This window comes from Streptomyces botrytidirepellens (assembly GCF_003721215.1).
Taxonomy (GTDB): Bacteria; Actinomycetota; Actinomycetes; order Streptomycetales; family Streptomycetaceae; genus Streptomyces; species Streptomyces himastatinicus.
In genome coordinates, this window is the sequence record NZ_RIBZ01000838.1 from 1 (window position 1) to 19812 (window position 19812).

The following is a 19812-nucleotide window of genomic DNA, read 5'->3' on the forward strand; positions in this document are numbered from 1 at the left end:
CGCGCCGTCGGCGGGGGCGGCGTCGGCGGGGGCAGCATCGGCGGGGGCAGCGTCGGCGGGGGCAGCGGGGACAGGGACCCTGGGCGGGCTGCGGCTGGCGGAGCTGCGCGCGCTGCGCCGCTCCGCGCAGCGTGAGGAGGCGGACCTGAGCTACGTGCGCAGACTGCTGCACGGCCGGATCGACATCCTCCGCGCCGAGCTGACCCGCCGCCGCGAGCCGGGGGCGCCGGTGGCGGCGGACGGGCCGTCGGCGGAGCCCGCGGAGCTGGTCGAGCTGCTGCCCAAGATCCTGGCGGACGTCCCGTCCCGGCACCGCACCTCCGCCCGCCATGTGACGCTCGGCACCCCGCACAGCGCGGAGTACGAGCGGCTGGCCGAAGAGATGCTGGCCGAGATCGGCCTGTCGGACCTCCCGGCGCGCACGGACGAGGAGCTGCACGGCGCGATGGGCCGCCTGGAGGGGTACGAGCAGCAGGTGTCCCGGCGGCGTCAGGGGCTCCAGCGCACCGCCGACCAGTGCAGTGCGGAGATCGCGCGCCGGTACCGCGAGGGCGAGGCCCAGGTCGACGACCTGCTCTCGTAGGTGGCCCGCCAGGGCCGTGCCGGGGCCGCGCCGGGCATCCACAGGCTGGGGATAAAAATCGCGTGCGGCCGGTGGCGGCGGCCGCCTAGCGTGGCCGCATGGCCGTCCACATCCGCACCTCCCTCGACGTGTCCGACCTTCCCAACTGGCTCCGCGCGATGCACACCGGCTTCCTGCTGTCGCCGGACGTCTCCAAGGAGGAGCTGGAGGTGCGGCGCACGGGCATCGACCTGGACCGCACCCAGGGGGCGTTCGACGGAGATCGCTGCGTCGCCACCTTCCGCAGCGTCGAACAGCGGCTGACGGCGGTCGGCGGCGCCGACGTACCGGCAAACGCGATCACCAACGTCACCGTGTCGCCCACCCACCGCCGCCGGGGCCTGCTCAGCCGGATGATGGACCACGACCTGCGGGCCGCCAAGGAGCGCGGCGACGCGGTGGCCTCGCTGCTCGCCGCCGAGTACCCCATCTACGGGCGGTACGGCTTCGGCCCGGCCACCTGGGTCACCCAGTGGTCGGTGGACGTCGCCCGCGCCGGTCTCGACCCGCGCTACGCCGGGCCCAGCTGCGGCGGCCGGGTCGACTACGCCGACCCCGACGAGGTACGGGAACGGGGCCCCGCCCTGCACGAGCGGCTGCGCGCCCGGCAACACGGCGTCATCGACCGCACCGAGCGCTGGTGGAAGCTCAACACCGGTCAACTCCGGTTCCCGGGTGACGGCTGGCCCGCCGAACCGTTCTACGTCCTCTACCGCTCCCCCGAGGGCTCGGTCGACGGCCTGCTCGCCTTCACCACCGACGACCGCTGGGAGGGCAACAAGCGGCCCCAGGACACCGCCACGGTCCTCAGCCTGATCGGCGTCACCCCGGCGGCCGAGCGCGCGCTGTGGCACTTCCTGTGCTCCATCGACTGGGTCCTGCACATCGCCACCGGCCCCCGCGCCCCGGACGACCTGCTGCCGCTGTTCCTCGGCGACCCGCGGGCGGCCCGGCCCACCACGTACGCCGACTACCTGTGGCTGCGCCCGCTGGACGTCCCCGCGCTCCTGGAGGCCCGTACGTACCCGGTGTCCGGCTCACTCGTCCTCGACCTGCGCGACCGGGCCGGACTGGCGGGCGGCCGCTATCTGCTGGACGCCACCCCGGACGGCGCCACCTGCGCCCCCACCACCCGCCCGGCCGACCTCACCATGGACATCGGCGAGTTGGGCACCGTGTGGCTGGGCGACGAGTCGCCGGTCCGCCTCACCGCCCTGGGCCGGGCCGAGGAGGAGCGCCCCGGCGCCGCGGCCCTGGCCGACACCCTGCTGCGCACCCCGCGGCGGCCGTGGTGCCCGGACATGTTCTGAGGCGCTTCGGGAGCAGGACCGCGCTCAGCAGCAGGACTTGAGCAGCCGGCGGGCGCCCGCGCCCTGCTCGCCCAGCTTGTCGTACGGGTTGGCCAGCGCGCACTTGTCGATCGACAGGCAGCCGCAGCCGATGCAGTCGGTCAGGTGGTCGCGGAGGTTCTCCAGCTGCTCGATGCGGTCGGTGAGGTCCGAGCGCCAGCACTCCGAGATCCGGGCCCAGTCCTCCTTGGTCAGGACGTGGTCCTCGGGGAAGAGCGACAGCACCTCCCGGATCCGCGACAGCGGGATGCCGACCCGCTGCGAGGAGCGCACGAAGGCCACCCGGCGGAGCGTGTCGCGGGTGTAGCGGCGCTGGTTGCCGGAGGTGCGGCGGCTGTGGATGAGCCCCTCGCGCTCGTAGAACCGCAGCGCGGAGGCGGGGACCCCGCTGCGCTGGGACAGCTCGCCGACCGTCAGCTCATGGGTCTTCCAGGTGAGGTGCGTCATGCTGCCGAGGGTAGCTTGACTTCAACCTTTGTTTAAGTCCGAGCCTCTTCCCATGACTACCGCAACCGCAGTTCCCACCCGCACCCCTGTCCGTCTCGCCGTCATCGTCGGCAGCACCCGCGAGGGCCGCTTCGGGCCCAAGGTGGCCGACTGGTTCACCGGCCGCGCCGCGCTGCGCGACGACCTGAGCGTGGACGTCGTCGACCTGGCCGACACCCCGCTCCCGCCGTGCCTCACCCACCAGCCCGGCCCCGAGGACGCCAAGGCGCTGGAGGCCGTGACCCCGCGCCTGGACGCGGCGGACGCGTTCGCCGTGGTCACCCCCGAGTACAACCACAGCTATCCCGCCCCGCTGAAGAACGCGATCGACTGGCACTACAGCCAGTGGCAGGCCAAGCCGGTCGGCTTCGTCAGCTACGGCGGCATCTCGGGCGGCCTGCGCGCGGTCGAGCATCTGCGGCCCGTCTTCGCCGAGGTGCACGCGGTCACCGTGCGCGACACGGTCAGCTTCCACGGCGCCTGGGACGCCTTCGGTCCGGACGGCCAACTGACCGACCCCAAGGGCCCGGACACCGCCGCCACGGCCATGCTCGACCAGCTCGTCTGGTGGGCCGACGCCCTCCGCACGGCGCGCGCGGCCCACCCGTACGGAACCTGAGCCCCCGGGCCTTCACGCCGTACGGCGGCGAAACACCCCGGACAGCGCGCCGCACCAGGACAGCGCCTGCCAGGCGCTGTCCCCCACCGGCATCTCCGCGCTGATGCCGGTCAGCGGCTTCGTCCGGAACGAGGCGAGGCTGTCCGCGGACCTCGCGGCGGCCGCGCTGCGCACCGGGGACGGCACCGAGCAGTCCATGGCCGAGGCCCTGGTCCGCGCCCAGCCCCCAACTTCAGCTGGCCAGATCCTCACACATCCTGGCCATCCGGCCACTCGTCGCCCGGCGGCCGCGTTGCGACGCTGGCCGGTATGAACGTGCTGTGGATATTCGCCCACCCCGAACCGCGCTCACTGAGCGGCTCCCTGCGCGACGAGGGCCTGCGCGCCCTGCGGGGGCTGGGCCATGAGTGCCGGGTGTCCGACCTCTACGCCATGCGCTGGAACCCGGTCGTGGACGGCGCCGACTTCCGGCACGACGCCGAGGAACGCCTGATCATCGGCGCCTCCTCGCACGACGCCTACGACGCCGGGACGCTGAGCGAGGACATCCGCGCCGAGCAGGAGAAGATCGCCTGGGCCGACGCACTGATCGTGCAGTTCCCGCTGTGGTGGTACGGGATGCCCGCCATCCTCAAGGGCTGGTTCGACCGCGTCTTCGTGAAGGGCTTCGCCTTCGGCGTCACCGGCCCCGACGGCCGCACCCTGCGCTACGGGGACGGCAAGCTGGCCGGAAAGCGCGCCATGGTCCTGCTCACCGCCGGCACCCCGCGGGCCGCGGCCGGGCCGCGGGGCGTCAACGGCGACATCGAGCACCTGCTGTTCCCGCTCCAGCACGGGACGCTCTGGTACAGCGGCATGTCCGTCCTGCCGCCGCACGTCGTCTACGGCGCGGACCGGCTCTCCGCCGAGCAGTACGAGGGCTACGCCGACGCGCTGCGGCAGCGGCTCGCCGCGCTGCCGACCGCCGATCCGATCCCCTTCCGCCGCCAGAACGGCGGCGACTACGACGAGAACCTGGTGCTGCGGCCCGACATCATGCCGGGACACTCCGGCCTTGCGGTGCACTACGCAACTCCAGCCGCCAGTCGTTGCACCGCATGAAGGAGCCGGGCGGGTACTCGACGTCGCACTCGCCGAGCAGCGTGAACCCGGCCCGGTGACAACGGGGCGGCGGCAAATGCCGGGACCGGTTCCCCGCGCGTGCGCTAATGTCCCGACATCGATCAGGAACGAACATAAGTTCCACAAGGGGTGGGGTATATGGGCATCGTTGCACGCACCGGACCGGACAACAGGCGCGGCAGAGCGGGGGTCGCGGTGCTCGCCGCCGCGCTGTTATGCGCCGGGGCGGCGGGGTGCGGCTCGCCGGAGTCCGGCGGCGGCGAGCGCGCGCACCGGGCGGCGAAGGAGCCGCGCATGGCACCGGCGGCGGCCGTGCGGGCGGCGGCGAAGAAGACGGAGAAGCTGACCTCGCTCCGCTACCGGATGACCGGCCAGACCCTCGACGAGGGGCGGGTCGAGGGCGAGGGCGCGATGGCCTTCAACCCGCCCGTGGCCCGGATGAAGATGCGCACGCGCGGCGAGGACGAGGCGGGGACGGTGGAGTACCGGCTCACCGGCGGCGTGATGTACCTCGGCGGCGGTGCGGTGACCGCCGGGCTCGGCAGCGGCGACAGCGACCTCCCCGAGCTCGACGGCAAGCGCTGGCTCGCACTGGACGCCTCGGAGTTGGAGAAGCGCGGGTCCGGTTCCCAGGGCTCGGGCTCGCTCACAGGCCGGGCGAAGACCAATCCGGCCGACGAGTCCGCCTTCCTCTCCGACGCCGACAATCTGCGGCGGGTCGGCGGCGAAACCATCGACGGCGTCCGGACCACCCACTACCGCGGCACGGTCACCCTCGAGCAGATGCGCGCGAGCCTCGAGGACGAGAAGTCCACGACCCGCGAGCGCCGCGACAAGGCCCTCACGACGTACGAGGAAGCGGGCATCGACCGCCTGAACATGGACATGTGGATCGACCCGGACAGCCACACGAAGCGGTTCCGCATGCGCGGCGACGCCGACAAGGGCCGGCTCGATGTGACGATGACCTTCCTGGACATCAACAAGCCGATCACCGTGCAGGCCCCGCCAGCGAGCGAGACCCTGAACCTGTCCGACCTGGCCCGGAGCACCCGGAGCTGACCCCGGCGCGTGCCGCACGACGGCCCGGCGTCACGTGGCACGCGCCACTGTTGCAAGCACCTTGCTTGCAATAGTTAGCACTCCTGGTGCAGCATCGAAGGCATGGCATCACTGAACGTCGGCAACCTCGGCGACTTCCTGCGGGAGCAGCGGCGCAGTGCCCAGCTCTCGCTGCGGCAGCTGGCCGACGCCGCCGGGGTGTCCAACCCGTACCTCAGCCAGATCGAGCGCGGACTGCGCAAGCCGAGCGCCGAGATCCTCCAGCAGCTCGCGAAGGCGCTGCGGATATCCGCCGAGACCCTGTACGTACAGGCAGGGATCCTCGATGAGCGCGATCGGGAGGAAACCGAGGTGCGCAGCGTGATACTCGCCGATCCCACGATCAACGAGCGGCAGAAGCAGGTGCTGCTCCAGATCTACGAGTCCTTCCGCAAGGAGAACGGACACGGGACCGCCTCGGACGACACCCCCGCCGACGCCGACGTCGCCACACCCTCGAACTGATCCGGGAGGACCAGGAACCATGGCCATCACCGACGACGTACGCAAGACCCTCACCGACCCGACCCCGCTCTACTTCGTGGCGGGCACGGCCGACCTCGCCGCCCAGAAGCTCAAGGAGGTGCCGACGCTGGTCGAGAAGATCGTCGCGGAGGCCCCGGAGCGCTTCAACCAGGTGCGCAACACGGACCCGAAGGCCGTGCAGGACCGGGTCACCCAGCAGGCGAAGGACGCCCAGGGCAAGCTCAACGAGGTGCTGGGCTCCCTGGACACCGACCTCAAGCGGCTCCGTGACTCGGCGCAGGACCTCGCCCTCCAGGGCGTCGGCCGCGCCGCCGAGCTGGCCGTGAAGGCGCGGGAGCGGTACGACGAGGTCGCCGAGCACGGCCAGGAGGTCGTGAAGACCTGGCGCGGCGAGGCGGCCGACGAGGTCGTCGACATCGCCTCCGCGATCGAGCCCCACGAGGAGGGCGCGCCCAAGGCGCCGTCGCAGCCGGTCGCGGTGGACTCCACCAAGCCGGCCGCCGCCAAGCCCGCCGCCAAGGAGGCCCCGAAGACCTCGGCGAAGCCTGCCACCCCGGCCAAGAAGGCCCCGGCCCGCAAGCCCGCCACGGCCAAGAAGCCGGACTCCAAGCCGTCCCACTGACGCGCCTGTCCGACAGGGCCTTTGTCGGGGCGCACAAGAGGGCCGGGTACGCAGCTGGCGTGCCCGGCCCCGTCAGCGGGTACGGTGGCCCGTAATGCTCATCCCTCTTTTCCTCTGAGCGTCTCTTCTGGGCGGTGGACAGCGTGCTGGTGCAAGGTTTCGGCGAGTTGCTGTACTGGGTCTCCTGGGGCCTGCTCCTCTTCAGCCTGTTCGCCTTCGTCGATTCGGTCATCCGCCGCGAGGACGCCTACCGGGCCGCGAACAAGCAGACCAAGCCGTTCTGGATGATCATCCTGGGGCTCGCGGCCGCGGTGAACTTCTTCATGGGCATCATGAGCTTCCTGCCGATCATCGGGCTGATCGCGACGATCGTGTACATCGTCGACGTGCGCCCGGCGCTGCGGCAGATCTCCGGCGGCGGCCGCGGCTGGCCGCGGGGGCGCGGCTCCAGCTCCGACGGTCCGTACGGGCCCTTCAACGGCGGCCGGTAGCCCGATCGGCAGGTATATCGCGGATATCGCGGGGCGGCGGCAGCTCAGCCGCGGTCCAGCAGGAGCACCGCCAGGTCGTCGGTCAGCTCACCGCCGTTCAGCGCCCGCACCTCGGTGACCGTGGCGTCCAGCAACTCCTCGCCGCGCAGCCCGGTCGCCATCTGGCGGGCGACGATCTCGACCATCCCCTCCTGGCCGAGCCGCTGCACCCCGGCCCCGACGCGGCCCTCTATCAGCCCGTCGGTGTACATCATCAGGCTCCAGGCGCCGCCCAGCTCGACCTGCCGGCGCGGCCAGCGGGCGTTCGGCAGCAGGCCGAGGGCGGGGCCGTTCTCGTCCGTGGGCAGCAGCCGGGGCGCCATTCCGGGCCGTACGGCCAGCGGTGAGGGGTGTCCGGCGAGGCAGACCCCGGCCCGTCGGCCGTCCGGGGCGATGTCGACGGTGCACAGGGTCGCGAAGATCTCATCGTCCGGGCGCTCGTTCTCCAGCACCTGCTGGAGGGTGCCGAGCAGCTGGTCGCCGCAGAGCCCGGCGAAGGTCAGGGCGCGCCAGGCGATCCGCAGCTCCACGCCGAGGGCGGCCTCGTCGGGGCCGTGGCCGCAGACGTCGCCGATCATGGCGTGCACCGTGCCGTCCGGGGTGCGGACGGTGTCGTAGAAGTCGCCGCCGAGCAGGGCCCGGCTGCGGCCGGGCCGGTAGCGGGCGGCGAAGCGCAGCCCGGAGCCCTGGAGCAGCGGGGTGGGCAGCAGTCCGCGCTCCAGCCGGGCGTTCTCCTGGGCGCGCAGCCGGGACTCGGTGAGCTGGCGCTGGGCGAGGTCGGAGCGTTTTCGCTCCACCGCGTACCGGATGGCGCGGCTGAGGATGCGGCCGTCCAGCTCGTCGCGGAAGAGGAAGTCCTGCGCCCCGACCCGGACCGCCTCCGCGGCGCGCTCGGCGTCGTCCTCGGCGGTGAGGACCAGGACGGCCTGTGTGGGGGCGAGCTTCAGTACGGAGCGCAGCGTGTCGAGCGCGTCCTCCGCCTCGTGCTCGGGGCCGGGCAGGGCCAGGTCGAGCAGGATGCACTGCACACCGTCGGTGAGCAGCCGGGAGGCCTCGGTGAGGTTACGGGCCGTACGGATACGGACCCGGTTGCCTTCGGTGTCCAGCATCTCGGGGACGTTGAAGGCGCCGGCCGGATCGTCCTCGATCACCAGCAGGGTGAGCCCGCTGTCGGGCAGGGCGGCCGGCCGGGCCTCGGCGGCCAGGGCCTCCCGCTGCCTCGGCACGGGTACGGACATCGCTCGATTCCTTCCCTCCCCCCGAGGGCGCGGCACCCGCCGCCGACCGGCGGACCGCACGACCGGCTCACGCACCGACTGGTCGGTTTCAGGGCATGCAAGCCGAATACTGCCAGGCGACTTTAGCGCTCGGTCCGGGCCCCGTGGAATGACCTTCCGGACGCCACTTTTGTCATATGCCCCGCTCACTGGGCGACTTGCGGGAATCCGGGCAGGGGCCAAAATGACAAAGGTCACGCCAACTCGTCGCCATTTTGTGGAACCGAACACGGATGGCGCCGTTCGCGCTCCAACCACACCGGGGCGAGGCGGACATATCAGCTGAATCACGCCCGCGGCGCGAAATCAGCCCGAATCAGGAGGCGTCCGGGCGCACCACGCCCAGGATCGGCATCGACCCCGCCCCCGCGAGGGTGATCCGGCGGCCCGGCCGCGGGGCGTGGACGATCGCGCCGTCGCCCACGTACATCCCCACATGGCTGGCGTCCTTGAAGTAGATGACCAGGTCACCGGGGCGCATGTGCGCGGTGTCCACCTTCGGCAGCAGCCGCCACTGCTCCTGCGAGGTCCGCGGGATGCTCCGGCCGGCCGAGGCCCAGGCCCGCTGGGTCAGCCCCGAGCAGTCGTAGCCGTCCGGACCCACGGCACCCCATACATAGGACTTGCCGATCTGGGCCGTCGCGAAGTCGATCGCGCGCCGCCCCAGGCCGCTCGACCGCCCGCCAGCCTCCCGCAGTATGCCGGTCTTGAGCCATTTCGCCTGAGATGCCCGGTCCCGCTGCTCCTGGAGCTGCCGCAGCCGGTCCCGCTCCTTGGCCTCCAGCCTCGACTCCAGCCGCCGGGCCCGGGCGAGCTTTTCGGTGATCTCCGCCCTTGCCGCCGCCTTCTTCGCCCGGCTCCGGTCGAGCCGCTCCCACTCCCGGGAGGCGGACTCGGCGTAACGGTCGAGCGCCGCCTTGGTGTGCTCCAGCCGGTTCATCAGCCCGTGGGCCGCCTTCTCGCCCTTGCGCGCGAGGGTGAAGCCGTCGAGGAAGCCACCGGGGTCGTCGCCCAGCAGCAGCCGCGCTTCGGGCGGCATCCCGCCGCCGCGGTACTGGGCCCGGGCCAGCGCCCCGGCGCGCTCCCGCAGCCCGGTCATCTCCTTCTGCGCCTTCACCACGGCCCGCGCGATCTTCAGGATCGACTTCTCCTGGCGCGCTTGTTTCTCCCGCGCGAGGTTGTACGCGTCGGTGGCTGATTCCGCTTGCCGGTAGAAGCGGTCCACGTCCGAGCGGACCTTCTCCAGCCGTCCGCCGCCGGACCCGGCACCACGGGCGCCGTTCGACGCCGGTTCCGGTTCGCCGGGCGCCGCGTACGCAGGACCGGCGGGTAAGGCCGATGTCCCCAGCGCGCAGACGAGCGCGGCCGCCGTGGCGGCGCCCGTACGCCTCCCTCTCCCGTCCCGTCCCACCCGCCGGCCTCCTCTCATCCGAGTAGGGACGGATGGTGACATGCCGTACCGCAATCCGACAGAGCCACGCGCCGGTAGGTCGCGCAGTCGACGCGATCCGGGGTCTTGAGAGGACTGAAGTGGACGGAAGGAGACGGACACGGAGGGACGCGGGCGGGAGGCCGGGCCGTGACCTCGCCGTTACCCGGCCACCACACTGACGGCCGAGGTTCACCGCTCGTTAACTCTTCCCCTTCGGCCGCTTCACCTGATCTGCCTAATTTCAGCCCTACTGAGATGCGAACCGAGCCCTGTGCCCGGACTCGCGTCCAGCGCACATCCGCACCTGCGCACCATTACGTCGCGCGCCGTCCCCCACCGGCGGCTTCTGGAAGGAAACCCCGAAAGTGAAGCTTCAGCGCAACAACCGGCTTCGCGCCATCGTCGCCGGTGGCCTCGCTCTGTCCGGCGCACTCGTCCTCACCGCCTGCGGTTCGGACAACAACACCGGCGGTGGTGGCGCCGCGTCCACCGGCAACATCAAGTGCGATGGCAAGGGTCAGCTGCTGGCCTCCGGCTCGTCCGCGCAGAAGAACGCCATGGACCTGTGGACGAAGAACTACGGCGCGAAGTGCAAGGACGTCAAGCTCAACTACAAGGCCACCGGCTCGGGCGCGGGCATCCAGGAGTGGCTCCAGGGCAAGACCGCCTTCGCGGGCTCCGACTCGGCCCTCAAGCCCGAAGAGGTCGCGTCCTCGAAGAAGATGTGCAAGGGCGGCCAGGGCATCAACCTGCCGATGGTCGGTGGCCCGATCGCGATCGGCTTCAACGTCCCCGGCGTGGACAAGCTGACGCTCGACGCCGAGACCCTCGGCAAGATCTTCAACTCGGACATCAAGTCCTGGGACGACCCCGCGATCAAGAAGCTCAACCCGGGCGTGAAGCTCCCGAGCCTCAAGATCCAGGCGTTCCACCGCTCGGACGAGTCGGGCACCACCGACAACTTCACCAAGTACCTCAAGGCCGCCGCCCCGAAGGCGTGGCCGCACGAGCCGGGCAAGGCGTGGGAGGGCAAGGGCGGCCAGTCCGCCGACGGTTCCTCCGGTGTCTCCTCGCAGGTCAAGCAGGTCTCCGGCGCGATCTCGTACTTCGAGCTGTCGTACGCGACCGCCAACAGCATCAAGACCGTCGACCTGGACACCGGCGCCTCGCAGCCCGTCAAGGCCACCGTCGACAACGCCTCCAAGGCCATCGCCGAGGCCAAGCCCGCGGGCAGCGGCAAGGACCAGGCCCTCGACCTGGCGTACGACACCAAGGCCGCCGGCGCCTACCCGATCACGCTGGTCACCTACGAGATCGCCTGCGACAAGGGCAACAAGGCCGGCACCCTCAAGGCCGCCAAGTCCTTCCTCAACTACGCCGCGAGCAAGGACGGTCAGTCCGCGCTGAAGGAGCTGGGCTACGCCCCGCTGCCCGACGCGATCGCCGCCAAGGTCCGGGACAGCATTTCCAGCCTCTCCTGACCTGAAGTGTGCGGCCTGTTCCGCTCCGGCCACCGCCGGAGCAGAGCAGGCCGCACCGTCCGGTGCACCGCCGCACCAGGAGCCTCACCCCCATCCGGCTCCGCAGACCGGAGAACCCATGAAAACGGATATAGAACCCACTTCCACATCCGCCGGGTCGCCGCCCAAGGTCTCGACCCGCTCCACCGGCCGCGCCGGTGACAAGATCTTCCTCGGCCTCTCCCGGGGCTCCGGGATCGCCCTCCTGGTGATCATGGCGGCCATCGCGGGCTTCCTCGCGTACCGCGCCGCCATCGCGATCTCCAAGGACGAGGCCAACTTCCTCACCGCCTTCGAGTGGAGCACCGGCTCCACGCCGATGCGGTTCGGCATCGCGGTCCTCGCGTACGGCACGGTCGTCAGCTCGATCATCGCGATGGTCATCGCGGTCCCGATCGCCGTCGGCATCGCGCTCTTCATCTCGCACTACGCCCCGCGGCGGCTGGCGATGCCGGTCGCGTACGTGATCGACCTGCTCGCCGCGGTCCCCAGCATCGTCTACGGCCTGTGGGGCGCGCTCTTCCTGGTGCCGCACCTGACCCCGCTGTACACCTGGATGGACAAGTACCTGGGCTGGACCGGCGTCTTCACCTACCAGGGCGGCGCCGCGCGGTCGCTGTTCACCGTCGGCATCCTGCTGGCGATCATGATCCTGCCGATCGTCACCAGCGTGAGCCGCGAGGTGTTCCGGCAGGTCCCGAAGATGCACGAGGAGGCCGCGCTGGCGCTCGGCGCGACCCGCTGGGAAGTCGTCCGCATGTCGGTCCTCCCCTTCGGCCGCTCCGGCATCATCAGCGCCTCCATGCTGGGCCTGGGCCGCGCGCTCGGCGAGACCATGGCGGTCGCCACCGTGCTCTCCCCCAGCTACCTGATCAACGTCAGCCTGCTGGACCCGGGCGGCGGCACCTTCGCGCAGAACATCGCCAGCCACTTCAAGGAGGCCAACGACAACGGGCGCGACGCGCTCATCGCCTCCGGTCTGGTCCTGTTCGTCATCACCCTGCTGGTGAACGGCGCCGCGCGAATGATCATCGCCCGCCGCAAGGAGTACTCGGGGACCGCAGCATGAGCGACACGACCATCGACACCACCACGCGCGCGTCCACCCTCCAGCAGGCGCGGCTGCCCCGCTGGGCCCCGCTCGGGCTGGCCGCGGCCTCGATCGCCGCGGGCGTCGGCATCGGCACGGCCGCCGGCATGGGCAACCCCTTCCAGATGGGCCTCATCGCCGCGCTGCTCTTCGTCATCCTCTCCTACGGCGTCACGGCCGCGGTCGAGGGCGGTCGGCAGGCCAAGAACCAGCTGGCCACCAGCCTGGTGTGGCTCTGCTTCCTGATCGCGGTCGTCCCGCTGCTCTCGCTGATCTGGGAGACGATCAACCGCGGCAAGACCGTGCTCGACGGCTACTTCCTCAGCCACTCCATGGACGGCGTCCAGACGATCCTGCCCGGCGGCGGCGCGTACCACGCGATCCTCGGCACCCTGGAGCAGGTCGGCATCGCCACCCTCATCGCGGCCCCCATCGGCCTGCTGACCGCCATCTACCTGGTGGAGTACGGGCGCGGGCGGCTCGCGAAGGCCGTGACCTTCTTCGTCGACGTCATGACCGGCATCCCCTCGATCGTGGCCGGTCTGTTCATCCTCAGCTTCTGGATCATCATCCTGGGCTTCGGCTACTCCGGCTTCGCCGGCGCCATGGCGCTGGCCATCCTGATGATGCCGATCGTGGTCCGCTCCACCGAGGAGATGCTCAAGCTCGTCCCGGACGAGCTGCGCGAGGCCTCGCTCGCGCTGGGTGTGCCGAAGTGGCGCACCATCCTCAAGGTGGTGCTGCCCACCTCGATCGGCGGGATCACCACGGGTGTGATGCTCGCGGTCGCCCGTATCGCCGGTGAGTCCGCCCCCATCGTGCTGCTGGTCTTCGGCTCCCAAGCGATCAACGGCAACCCCTTCGAAGGCGCCCAGTCGTCGCTGCCGTACTACATCTACGAGCAGTGGCAGCTCGGTAACGAGGCCTCGTTCGACCGCGCCTGGGCCGCGGCGCTCGCGCTCATCGCCTTCGTCATGATCCTGAACCTGGTGGCCCGCGGCATCGCCCGCTGGAAGGCCCCGAAGACCGGCCGCTGAGGCCGAGAAGAAGAGAAGTGATTCACATGGCCAAGCGCATCGACATCAGCGGATTGACGGCCTACTACGGCAGCCACAAGGCCATCGAGGACATCTCGATGACCGTCGAACCCCGCTCGGTGACCGCCTTCATCGGCCCGTCCGGCTGCGGCAAGTCGACCTTCCTGCGCACCCTCAACCGGATGCACGAGGTCACCCCCGGCGGCCGGGTCGAGGGCAAGGTGATGCTCGACGACGAGAACCTGTACGCCTCGGGCGTCGACCCCGTCTCCGTGCGGCGCACGGTCGGCATGGTCTTCCAGCGCCCCAACCCGTTCCCCACGATGTCGATCTTCGAGAACGTCGCGGCCGGGCTGAAGCTGAACGGCTCGTACAAGAAGAGCGAGCTGTCGGACATCGTCGAGAAGTCCCTCAAGGGCGCCAACCTGTGGAACGAGGTCAAGGACCGGCTGAACAAGCCGGGCGCCGGGCTCTCCGGCGGTCAGCAGCAGCGGCTGTGCATCGCCCGCGCCATCGCGGTCGCGCCCGACGTGCTGCTGATGGACGAGCCCTGCTCGGCGCTGGACCCGATCTCGACCCTCGCCATCGAGGACCTGATCGGTGAGCTGAAGGAGCGTTTCACGATCGTCATCGTGACGCACAACATGCAGCAGGCGGCGCGCGTCTCGGACCGTACGGCCTTCTTCAACCTGGCCGGCGTCGGCCAGCCCGGCAAGCTCATCGAGGTCGACGAGACCGAGCGGATCTTCTCCAACCCGTCCGTCCAGGCGACCGAGGACTACATCTCCGGCCGCTTCGGCTGATCAGGCCCCTCGCCCCCGGGCGAGGAACGGCGTCCTGCGGTGCTGCATGGCGGTGCCACCGCACGACGAAAAGGGCCCGCCCCCGGATTCCGGGGGCGGGCCCACTGCGTCACCGGCGTGGGTCAGCCGAAGGCGAGGTTCACGATCCAGTAGCTGAGGGCGGCGACTCCGGCCGCCGCGGGCATGGTGATGAACCAGCCGAGGATGATGTTCTTCGCGACTCCCCAGCGCACCGCGTTCACGCGCTTGGTCGCCCCCACACCCATGATCGCCGAGGTGATGACGTGCGTCGTCGAGATCGGCGCCTGGAACATGAACGACGCGGTGTACATGACCGAGGCCGCCGTCGTCTCGGCGGCGAAGCCCTGCGGCGGGTCCAGCTCGATGATCCGGCGGCCCAGGGTGCGCATGATGCGCCAGCCACCCGCGTACGTGCCGAGCGAGAGCATCGCGGCGCAGGCGATCTTCACCCACACCGGGATCGCGTCTCCCTGTTCCTCGACACCGCCGATGACCAGGGCCATCACCACCACACCCATGGTCTTCTGGGCGTCCTGGAGACCGTGGCCGAGCGCCATGGCGGCGGCCGACACGGTCTGGGCTATCCGGAAGCCGCGCTTCGCCTTGTGCGGGTTGGACTTCCGGAACATCCAGAGGATGCCGACCATGACGAAGTAGCCCAGCACCAGGCCGATCAGGGGCGAGAGGACCATCGGGAGGACGATCTTCTCCACCACACCGCTCCAGTGAACGGTGCTGGCACCGGCGAGCGCCGCACCCACCAGGCCGCCGAACAGGGCGTGCGAGGACGAGGACGGCAGTCCGTAGTACCAGGTGATCATGTTCCAGGCGATCGCCCCGATCAGCGCGGAAAACAGGATGATCATGCCCTGTTTGCCGGTCGGGGTGGCGATCAGGCCCTCGCTGACGGTCTTGGCGACCCCGCTGCCCAGGAAGGCACCGGCGAGGTTCATCACCGCGGCCATCGCCAGCGCGGCCCGCGGGGTCAGGGCCCGGGTGGAGACCGAGGTGGCGATGGCGTTCGCCGAGTCGTGGAAGCCGTTGGTGTAGGTGAAGAAGAGCGCGACCGCGATGGTCACGACGAGCGCGAAGGTGTCCATGCCGGGGCTCAGGACTCCTTGACGGCGATCGTCTCGACCGTGTTGGCCACGTGCTCGAAGGCGTCGGCCGCCTCTTCCAGCACATCCACGATCTGCTTGAGCTTGAGCACCTCTATCGCGTCGTACTTGCCGTTGAAGAGGTGGGCCAGCAGCTTGCGGTGGATCTGGTCCGCCTGGTTCTCCAGCCGGTTGACCTCGATCCAGTACTCCGTGAGGTTCGTCATGGTGCGCAGGTTCGGCATGGCCTCGGCGGTCAGCTCGGCCGCCCGCGCCAGCACCTCGATCTGCTGCTCGACACCCTTGGGCAGCTCCTCGACCTGGTAGAGGACGACCAGGTCGACGGCCTCCTCCATGAAGTCCATGATGTCGTCGAGGGACGAGGCGAGGGAGTAGATGTCCTCGCGGTCGAACGGCGTGATGAACGAGGAGTTCAGCTGATGGAAGATCGCGTGTGTGGCGTCGTCTCCCGCGTGCTCCGCGGCCCTCATCCGCTCGGAGATCTCGGCACGAGCGGCGGAGTCCGCCCCGAGCAGTTCCATGAGGAGCTTGGAGCCGGTCACGATGTTGTCCGCGGAGGCGGCGAACATGTCGTAGAAGCTCGTCTCCCTGGGGGTCAGACGAAAGCGCACTGGGGATCCTCGGGATGCGGCGGATGGGGACTCGACGATGCTAGGCGCATCTTCCGGCCACGGTAACCGGCGTCCCCAGTGTCGCCCATCGGGCGGTGTGCTCTTCACAGGGGCCCGGTTCGGCCGAAAAAGCCGTTACCATATACCCACAGGGGGTATATGTGCACCGATTAGTGAACAACGGGAGGACGCCATGACCACCACGGCAGCCGGCACCACCGCGCCCACCGGCGGCGACGAGCGGAGCCAGGCGTCCGGCCAGGCTTCCCCTACCCACGGCGGCCACGGGTACGCCCACCAGAAGGACCAGCACCTGAAGCGGCTGCGCCGGATCGAAGGCCAGGTCAGGGGCCTTCAGCGGATGGTCGAAGAGGATGTCTACTGCATCGACATACTCACCCAGGTCTCCGCCGGCACCAAGGCCCTCCAGTCCTTCGCCCTCCAGCTGCTCGAGGAGCACCTGCGCCACTGCGTCGCCAGCGCGGCCGTGGAGAGCGCCGCCAAGGAGGGCGACGAGGGAGAGGACGAGGTGGACGCCAAGGTCGCCGAGGCGACGGCGGCCATCGCCCGGCTGCTGCGGACCTGAGGAGCCCGAGGAGCGTGACGGGACCCGAGGGAGCTTGCCGCCCGCCCGGCTACCCGGCGTCCGGACCGTCGGTTTCCGGCCGCTCCGCATTTTCGGTCGTTCGCCCCGTCGAGCGATTGGCCGAATCCGATCGCTCGGCTGTGCGGTCTGCTGAGCGGTCTGCTGAGCGGCCGGCCGAGCGGTCGGCCTCCACCCGGAGCACCTCGTCGATGCGGTCCGGACTGAGCCTGTCCTCGTCCGCGCTCGCAGCAGCGATCATCAATTCGCCGTAGAGATCGATCTCGACGAGGGCCACGGGGTCCGGGCCCGGTGAGCCGCGACGCGCAACCACGTGTTTCACCTCCTCCTGCGAGCACCTTCGAGCACTTTCGAGCAGCGGGCTTCCCAGCGTAGGGATCGGTACACACTCCGCGCATGGCACGGATGGGCCATTTCGAAGGACAGAGCGGGCCCCTCCGACTACTTCTGAGGCGATCCGACCTTTCCTGTGTAGATATCCGCGGGCTTGGGGAGCTCGACGGCGGTCTCCACCCCGAAGTCGTACAGCTCCGTCGTCGAGGCCACCCCCACCGCGCGCCGCCCGTCCGCGCTCCCGGCGGGCCGCGTACCGCTCGCGCGGCTGGTCACGGTGAAGCGGTGGCGTACCTCACGCAGCCGCCCCAGTCCGTCAAGATACGCGTCGAAGGGCACCAGCGGGTCGGTGAACCCCTTCGCCGCGGCGCGCAGCGGCCCCCGCACGCCGTGCGAGGCCACCTTCGCCGCCCGGCCGATGTCCGTGGTGCCGCGGTAGTGCCGCACCAGGGCGCCGTCCAGCCCCTCCTCCCCGACCAGACTCGCCCGCCGCACGCCGCGCAGCAGTTCGGCGGCGGTCAGCGGATCGGTCGCCCCTCCGGTGACCAGATTGCCGTCCGGAATGCCCGCCGTGTCCACCCGGACCCATTTGTCGCTGGGGATGCCCGCGCCCCGGTTGCGCATGAAGAGCGCACCGGACGCCAGCAGTTCGGTGATCGGACCGTGCTCGGCCGCGCCCGTCGCGTCCCGCGGCAGCACCAGCCGCAGCCGCCCCCGCCGCTGCTCGAAGTCGTACGCCCCGCTGCCCTCGATCGACACCCGGGTGCCGCCGGTCGCCGTCTCCAGGGTCGTCCGCACCCGTGAACTCCCGGAACTCACCAGCACATCCGCGGCCTGCTGAAGCACGGCGACCGCGGCCGCCGCCCCGGGTGCACCGCCCGGGCGCTCGTCCGCCACCGTCTGGGACGAGCAGCCGCTGACGGTCGCCAGCAGCCCGGCCAGCAGACCACCCGCCACGCATCCGGCGACCGCCTTCGCCCGTCTCCTTCCACCGCGCCGCTGAACCACCATCGACCGTCGACCCCCTGGCCACGCTCGTCCACGCCTTGATACTTGTTCGTTTAACGACCCGTTCCGGCCACCCGTCACGGCCCGGTAGCGTGGTCATGTGCTCGACTCAGGTGACATGGGCCCCGACCAACCCCGCACCTCCACCGTGGAGAAGGGGGCCTTCTGCCTCGCGAGATGCACCTGCGGCTGGATCGGTCCGGCCCGCCGAGCCCGTTCCCTGGCCCGCGACGACGCGAGCGTCCACACGACGGACCGTCATTCTTCCGCCACAAACGGAACCCCGCCGCCCGGCATTTCCTCTGACCAGGCGACCGGGCGGCATACGCAGTAACGGCGGTGGCCCGGTCGACCAGTGGGCAAGGTCGACAGGGAGGGGACACCGCCATGAACCGGCGGACACTGCTGGCAGCGAGCGCGGGACTGGCATCCACGGCCACCTGGGCCGCGGCGTGCAGCAGCACCACCACGGGACACGCCGCCGGGCGCGCGACGTCCCTCGGCGCCGCCTCGGGCACCCGGCTCGCGGCGAGCGACGGCAAGGCGAAGGCCGCGGACTGGACCGCGCTCGGCAAGGCGCTGCACGGCGACCTGGTGCGCCCGGGCGACGCCGACTACACCGCCGCCAGGCGCCTGTACAACACCCGCTTCGACCATCTGCGGCCCGCCGGTGTCGCCTATATAGGCAATACGGCCGACATCGCCGCATGTCTGGACTTCGCCCGGCGCCACGGCACCCCCGTGGCCATCCGCAACGGCGGCCACAGCTACGCGGGTTATTCCAGCGGCGACGGCCGCCTGGTCATCGACGTCTCCGCGCTCGACTCCATCCGCACCACCACGGGCGAGGCCCGCATCGGCGGCGGCGCCAAGCTCATCGACGTCTACACCCGGCTCGGCGCCCACGGCGTCACCGTCCCCGGCGGCTCCTGCCCGAGCGTCGGCATCTCCGGGCTCACCCTCGGCGGCGGCCACGGCGTGGTCTCCCGGGCGTACGGGCTCACCTCCGACCACCTCACCGGCGCGACCCTCATCACCGCCGCGGGCAAGACCCTCCAGGTCTCCAAGGACCGCGAACCCGACCTCTTCTGGGCACTGCGCGGCGCCGGCGGCGGCAACTTCGGCGTCGTCACCGAGCTGCGCTTCCGCACCCGCAAGCCCGGCGACGGCGTCACCGCTTATATGTCCTGGCCCTGGTCGAAGGCGGCCAAGGTGATCGGCGCCTGGCAGAAGTGGGGCCCCGACCAGCCCGACGAGATCTGGTCGGCGCTGCACCTGTCGGCCGCCCCCGGCCGCACCCCGACCGTTTCCATCAGCTGCTTCTCCCTCGGCACCTACGGCGACCTCCAGAACGCGGTGGACCGGCTCGCCGACGGCCCCGGCGGTCCCGGCCCCGCCTCCCGGGTGACCCTGCGCCGCCGGGGGTACGTCGACGCCATGCGCATGTACGCGGGATGCGGCGACACCTCGACCAGCCGCTGCCATCTGCCCGGCGACCAGCCCGGCCGCAGCAGCGACGGGGTGCTCAAGCGGGAGACGTACGCGGCGCGGTCCGACTTCTTCAACCGCTCGCTGAGCCAGGCGGGGATACGCGCGATGCTCGACCAGGTCGAGCGCTTCGGACGGCGCACCAGCGGCGGCGGCGCGGTCAGCATCGCGCTCACCGCGCTCGGCGGCGCCGTGAACCGCGTCGACCCGCAGGCCACCGCCTTCGTCCACCGCCGCTCGCGGTTCCTCGCGCAGTACACCGCGTCCTGGGCGGCGGGCGGCGCGGGCGCCCCGCAGAACGCCTGGCTGGACGCGGCGCACTCGGCGATGCGGCGCCACGCCTCCGGGGCGGCGTACCAGAACTACACCGACGCCACGCTCACGAACTGGCGCTCGGCGTACTACGGATCCGGCGCGGACCGGCTGGCGCGGCTGAAGAAGCGTTACGACCCGAAGCGGCTCTTCGACTTCCCGCAGGCGCTGTGAGCCCGCGGGGCCCTCTCTCTACATACGACGGGCGGCCCGGCGTGATG

General features: G+C 70.8%; 22 protein-coding genes and 1 pseudogene. 14 read left to right on the plus strand and 9 right to left on the minus strand.

Features of this window, described 5'->3' with window-relative positions:
• On the plus strand, window positions 1-583 hold a 583-nt coding region (locus tag EEJ42_RS43605; RefSeq protein ID WP_246097769.1), incomplete at its 5' end, for an RsiG family protein.
• A 98-nt stretch (window positions 584-681) separates the two neighbouring features.
• Entirely contained in the window at window positions 682-1932 is a 1251-nt protein-coding gene (locus EEJ42_RS43610) for a GNAT family N-acetyltransferase (RefSeq protein ID WP_123107674.1), read from the plus strand.
• A gap of 24 nt (window positions 1933-1956) precedes the next feature.
• Here EEJ42_RS43610 and soxR read toward each other — a convergent pair whose 3' ends face one another.
• Complete coding sequence (soxR, locus tag EEJ42_RS43615; RefSeq protein WP_123107675.1) at window positions 1957-2418, minus strand: redox-sensitive transcriptional activator SoxR; 462 nt, start codon at window positions 2416-2418, stop codon at window positions 1957-1959.
• 52 nt (window positions 2419-2470) lie between these two features.
• Here soxR and EEJ42_RS43620 point away from each other — a divergent pair, with 52 nt between their 5' ends.
• Window positions 2471-3076 (plus strand): NADPH-dependent FMN reductase, encoded by a 606-nt coding sequence (locus EEJ42_RS43620; RefSeq protein WP_123107676.1) that lies wholly within the window; start codon window positions 2471-2473, stop codon window positions 3074-3076.
• Between the two features lie 12 nt (window positions 3077-3088).
• Here EEJ42_RS43620 and EEJ42_RS51505 read toward each other — a convergent pair whose 3' ends face one another.
• Window positions 3089-3274, minus strand: coding sequence for a hypothetical protein (locus tag EEJ42_RS51505; protein WP_184503551.1), 186 nt, complete (start codon window positions 3272-3274; stop codon window positions 3089-3091).
• A 111-nt stretch (window positions 3275-3385) separates the two neighbouring features.
• Between EEJ42_RS51505 and EEJ42_RS43635 the strand changes: the two genes are divergently transcribed.
• Window positions 3386-4177, plus strand: coding sequence for an NAD(P)H-dependent oxidoreductase (locus EEJ42_RS43635; protein WP_123107677.1), 792 nt, complete (start codon window positions 3386-3388; stop codon window positions 4175-4177).
• Here EEJ42_RS43635 and EEJ42_RS53510 read toward each other — a convergent pair.
• Window positions 4146-4238 (minus strand): annotated as a pseudogene (locus EEJ42_RS53510) (GNAT family N-acetyltransferase); the annotation flags it as partial. The gene EEJ42_RS43635 and the pseudogene EEJ42_RS53510 sit on opposite strands and share 32 nt — an antisense overlap.
• Window positions 4239-4336: 98 nt before the next feature.
• Between EEJ42_RS53510 and EEJ42_RS43640 the strand changes: the two are divergent.
• The 4 genes from EEJ42_RS43640 (at window position 4337) to EEJ42_RS43655 (ending at window position 6898) form a co-directional block, all read left to right on the plus strand.
• Window positions 4337-5260 carry an SCO4651 family lipoprotein gene (locus tag EEJ42_RS43640; protein WP_184503552.1) on the plus strand — a complete coding sequence of 308 codons (924 nt, stop codon included), beginning with the start codon at window positions 4337-4339 and terminating at the stop codon, window positions 5258-5260.
• 102 nt (window positions 5261-5362) lie between these two features.
• On the plus strand, window positions 5363-5764 hold the full coding sequence (locus tag EEJ42_RS43645) for a helix-turn-helix domain-containing protein (RefSeq protein WP_123107679.1): 402 nt from the start codon (window positions 5363-5365) through the stop codon (window positions 5762-5764).
• 19 nt (window positions 5765-5783) lie between these two features.
• Entirely contained in the window at window positions 5784-6407 is a 624-nt protein-coding gene (locus EEJ42_RS43650) for a hypothetical protein (protein ID WP_123107680.1), read from the plus strand.
• A 143-nt stretch (window positions 6408-6550) separates the two neighbouring features.
• A complete protein-coding gene (locus tag EEJ42_RS43655) occupies window positions 6551-6898 on the plus strand; it encodes a DUF2516 family protein (protein ID WP_123107694.1) in 348 nt (115 codons plus the stop codon).
• A gap of 44 nt (window positions 6899-6942) precedes the next feature.
• Here the strand turns inward: EEJ42_RS43655 and EEJ42_RS43660 are convergent, their stop codons facing one another.
• Entirely contained in the window at window positions 6943-8175 is a 1233-nt protein-coding gene (locus EEJ42_RS43660; RefSeq protein ID WP_123107681.1) for a PP2C family protein-serine/threonine phosphatase, read from the minus strand.
• Window positions 8176-8530: 355 nt separating this feature from the next.
• Window positions 8531-9625 carry a C40 family peptidase gene (locus tag EEJ42_RS43665; protein WP_246097771.1) on the minus strand — a complete coding sequence of 365 codons (1095 nt, stop codon included), beginning with the start codon at window positions 9623-9625 and terminating at the stop codon, window positions 8531-8533.
• Between the two features lie 386 nt (window positions 9626-10011).
• Between EEJ42_RS43665 and pstS the strand changes: the two genes are divergently transcribed.
• The 4 genes from pstS to pstB all read left to right on the plus strand — a co-directional run bounded on the left by pstS (window position 10012) and on the right by pstB (window position 14096).
• The gene (gene pstS / locus EEJ42_RS43670) at window positions 10012-11127 is read left to right on the plus strand and encodes a phosphate ABC transporter substrate-binding protein PstS (protein WP_123107683.1); all 1116 of its coding nucleotides are present in this window, start codon (window positions 10012-10014) and stop codon (window positions 11125-11127) included.
• 118 nt (window positions 11128-11245) lie between these two features.
• Window positions 11246-12235, plus strand: a complete 990-nt coding sequence (gene pstC / locus EEJ42_RS43675; protein WP_123107684.1) for a phosphate ABC transporter permease subunit PstC — start codon at window positions 11246-11248, stop codon at window positions 12233-12235.
• Window positions 12232-13293, plus strand: a complete 1062-nt coding sequence (gene pstA, locus EEJ42_RS43680) for a phosphate ABC transporter permease PstA (protein ID WP_123107685.1) — start codon at window positions 12232-12234, stop codon at window positions 13291-13293. The genes pstC and pstA overlap by 4 nt, the downstream gene beginning before the upstream one ends.
• A 26-nt stretch (window positions 13294-13319) precedes the next feature.
• Window positions 13320-14096: a phosphate ABC transporter ATP-binding protein PstB gene (pstB, locus tag EEJ42_RS43685; protein WP_123107686.1), complete on the plus strand. Its 777-nt coding sequence runs from the start codon at window positions 13320-13322 to the stop codon at window positions 14094-14096.
• Window positions 14097-14218: 122 nt separating this feature from the next.
• On the opposite strand, the gene EEJ42_RS43690 is transcribed toward pstB, so the two are convergent.
• Both EEJ42_RS43690 and EEJ42_RS43695 read right to left on the minus strand, forming a co-directional pair.
• Window positions 14219-15217 (minus strand): inorganic phosphate transporter, encoded by a 999-nt coding sequence (locus tag EEJ42_RS43690; protein WP_123107687.1) that lies wholly within the window; start codon window positions 15215-15217, stop codon window positions 14219-14221.
• 8 nt (window positions 15218-15225) lie between these two features.
• Window positions 15226-15846 (minus strand): DUF47 domain-containing protein, encoded by a 621-nt coding sequence (locus EEJ42_RS43695; protein ID WP_123107688.1) that lies wholly within the window; start codon window positions 15844-15846, stop codon window positions 15226-15228.
• Between the two features lie 193 nt (window positions 15847-16039).
• Between EEJ42_RS43695 and EEJ42_RS43700 the strand changes: the two genes are divergently transcribed.
• Window positions 16040-16432 carry a metal-sensitive transcriptional regulator gene (locus EEJ42_RS43700; protein WP_123107689.1) on the plus strand — a complete coding sequence of 131 codons (393 nt, stop codon included), beginning with the start codon at window positions 16040-16042 and terminating at the stop codon, window positions 16430-16432.
• Between the two features lie 49 nt (window positions 16433-16481).
• Here the strand turns inward: EEJ42_RS43700 and EEJ42_RS43705 are convergent, their stop codons facing one another.
• Window positions 16482-16727, minus strand: a complete 246-nt coding sequence (locus EEJ42_RS43705; protein ID WP_184503553.1) for a hypothetical protein — start codon at window positions 16725-16727, stop codon at window positions 16482-16484.
• A 164-nt stretch (window positions 16728-16891) separates the two neighbouring features.
• Entirely contained in the window at window positions 16892-17794 is a 903-nt protein-coding gene (locus EEJ42_RS43710; protein ID WP_123107691.1) for a hypothetical protein, read from the minus strand.
• Window positions 17795-18178: 384 nt separating this feature from the next.
• Here EEJ42_RS43710 and EEJ42_RS43720 point away from each other — a divergent pair, with 384 nt between their 5' ends.
• Window positions 18179-19765 (plus strand): FAD-binding oxidoreductase, encoded by a 1587-nt coding sequence (locus EEJ42_RS43720; RefSeq protein WP_123107693.1) that lies wholly within the window; start codon window positions 18179-18181, stop codon window positions 19763-19765.
• Window positions 19766-19812 lie beyond the last annotated feature (47 nt).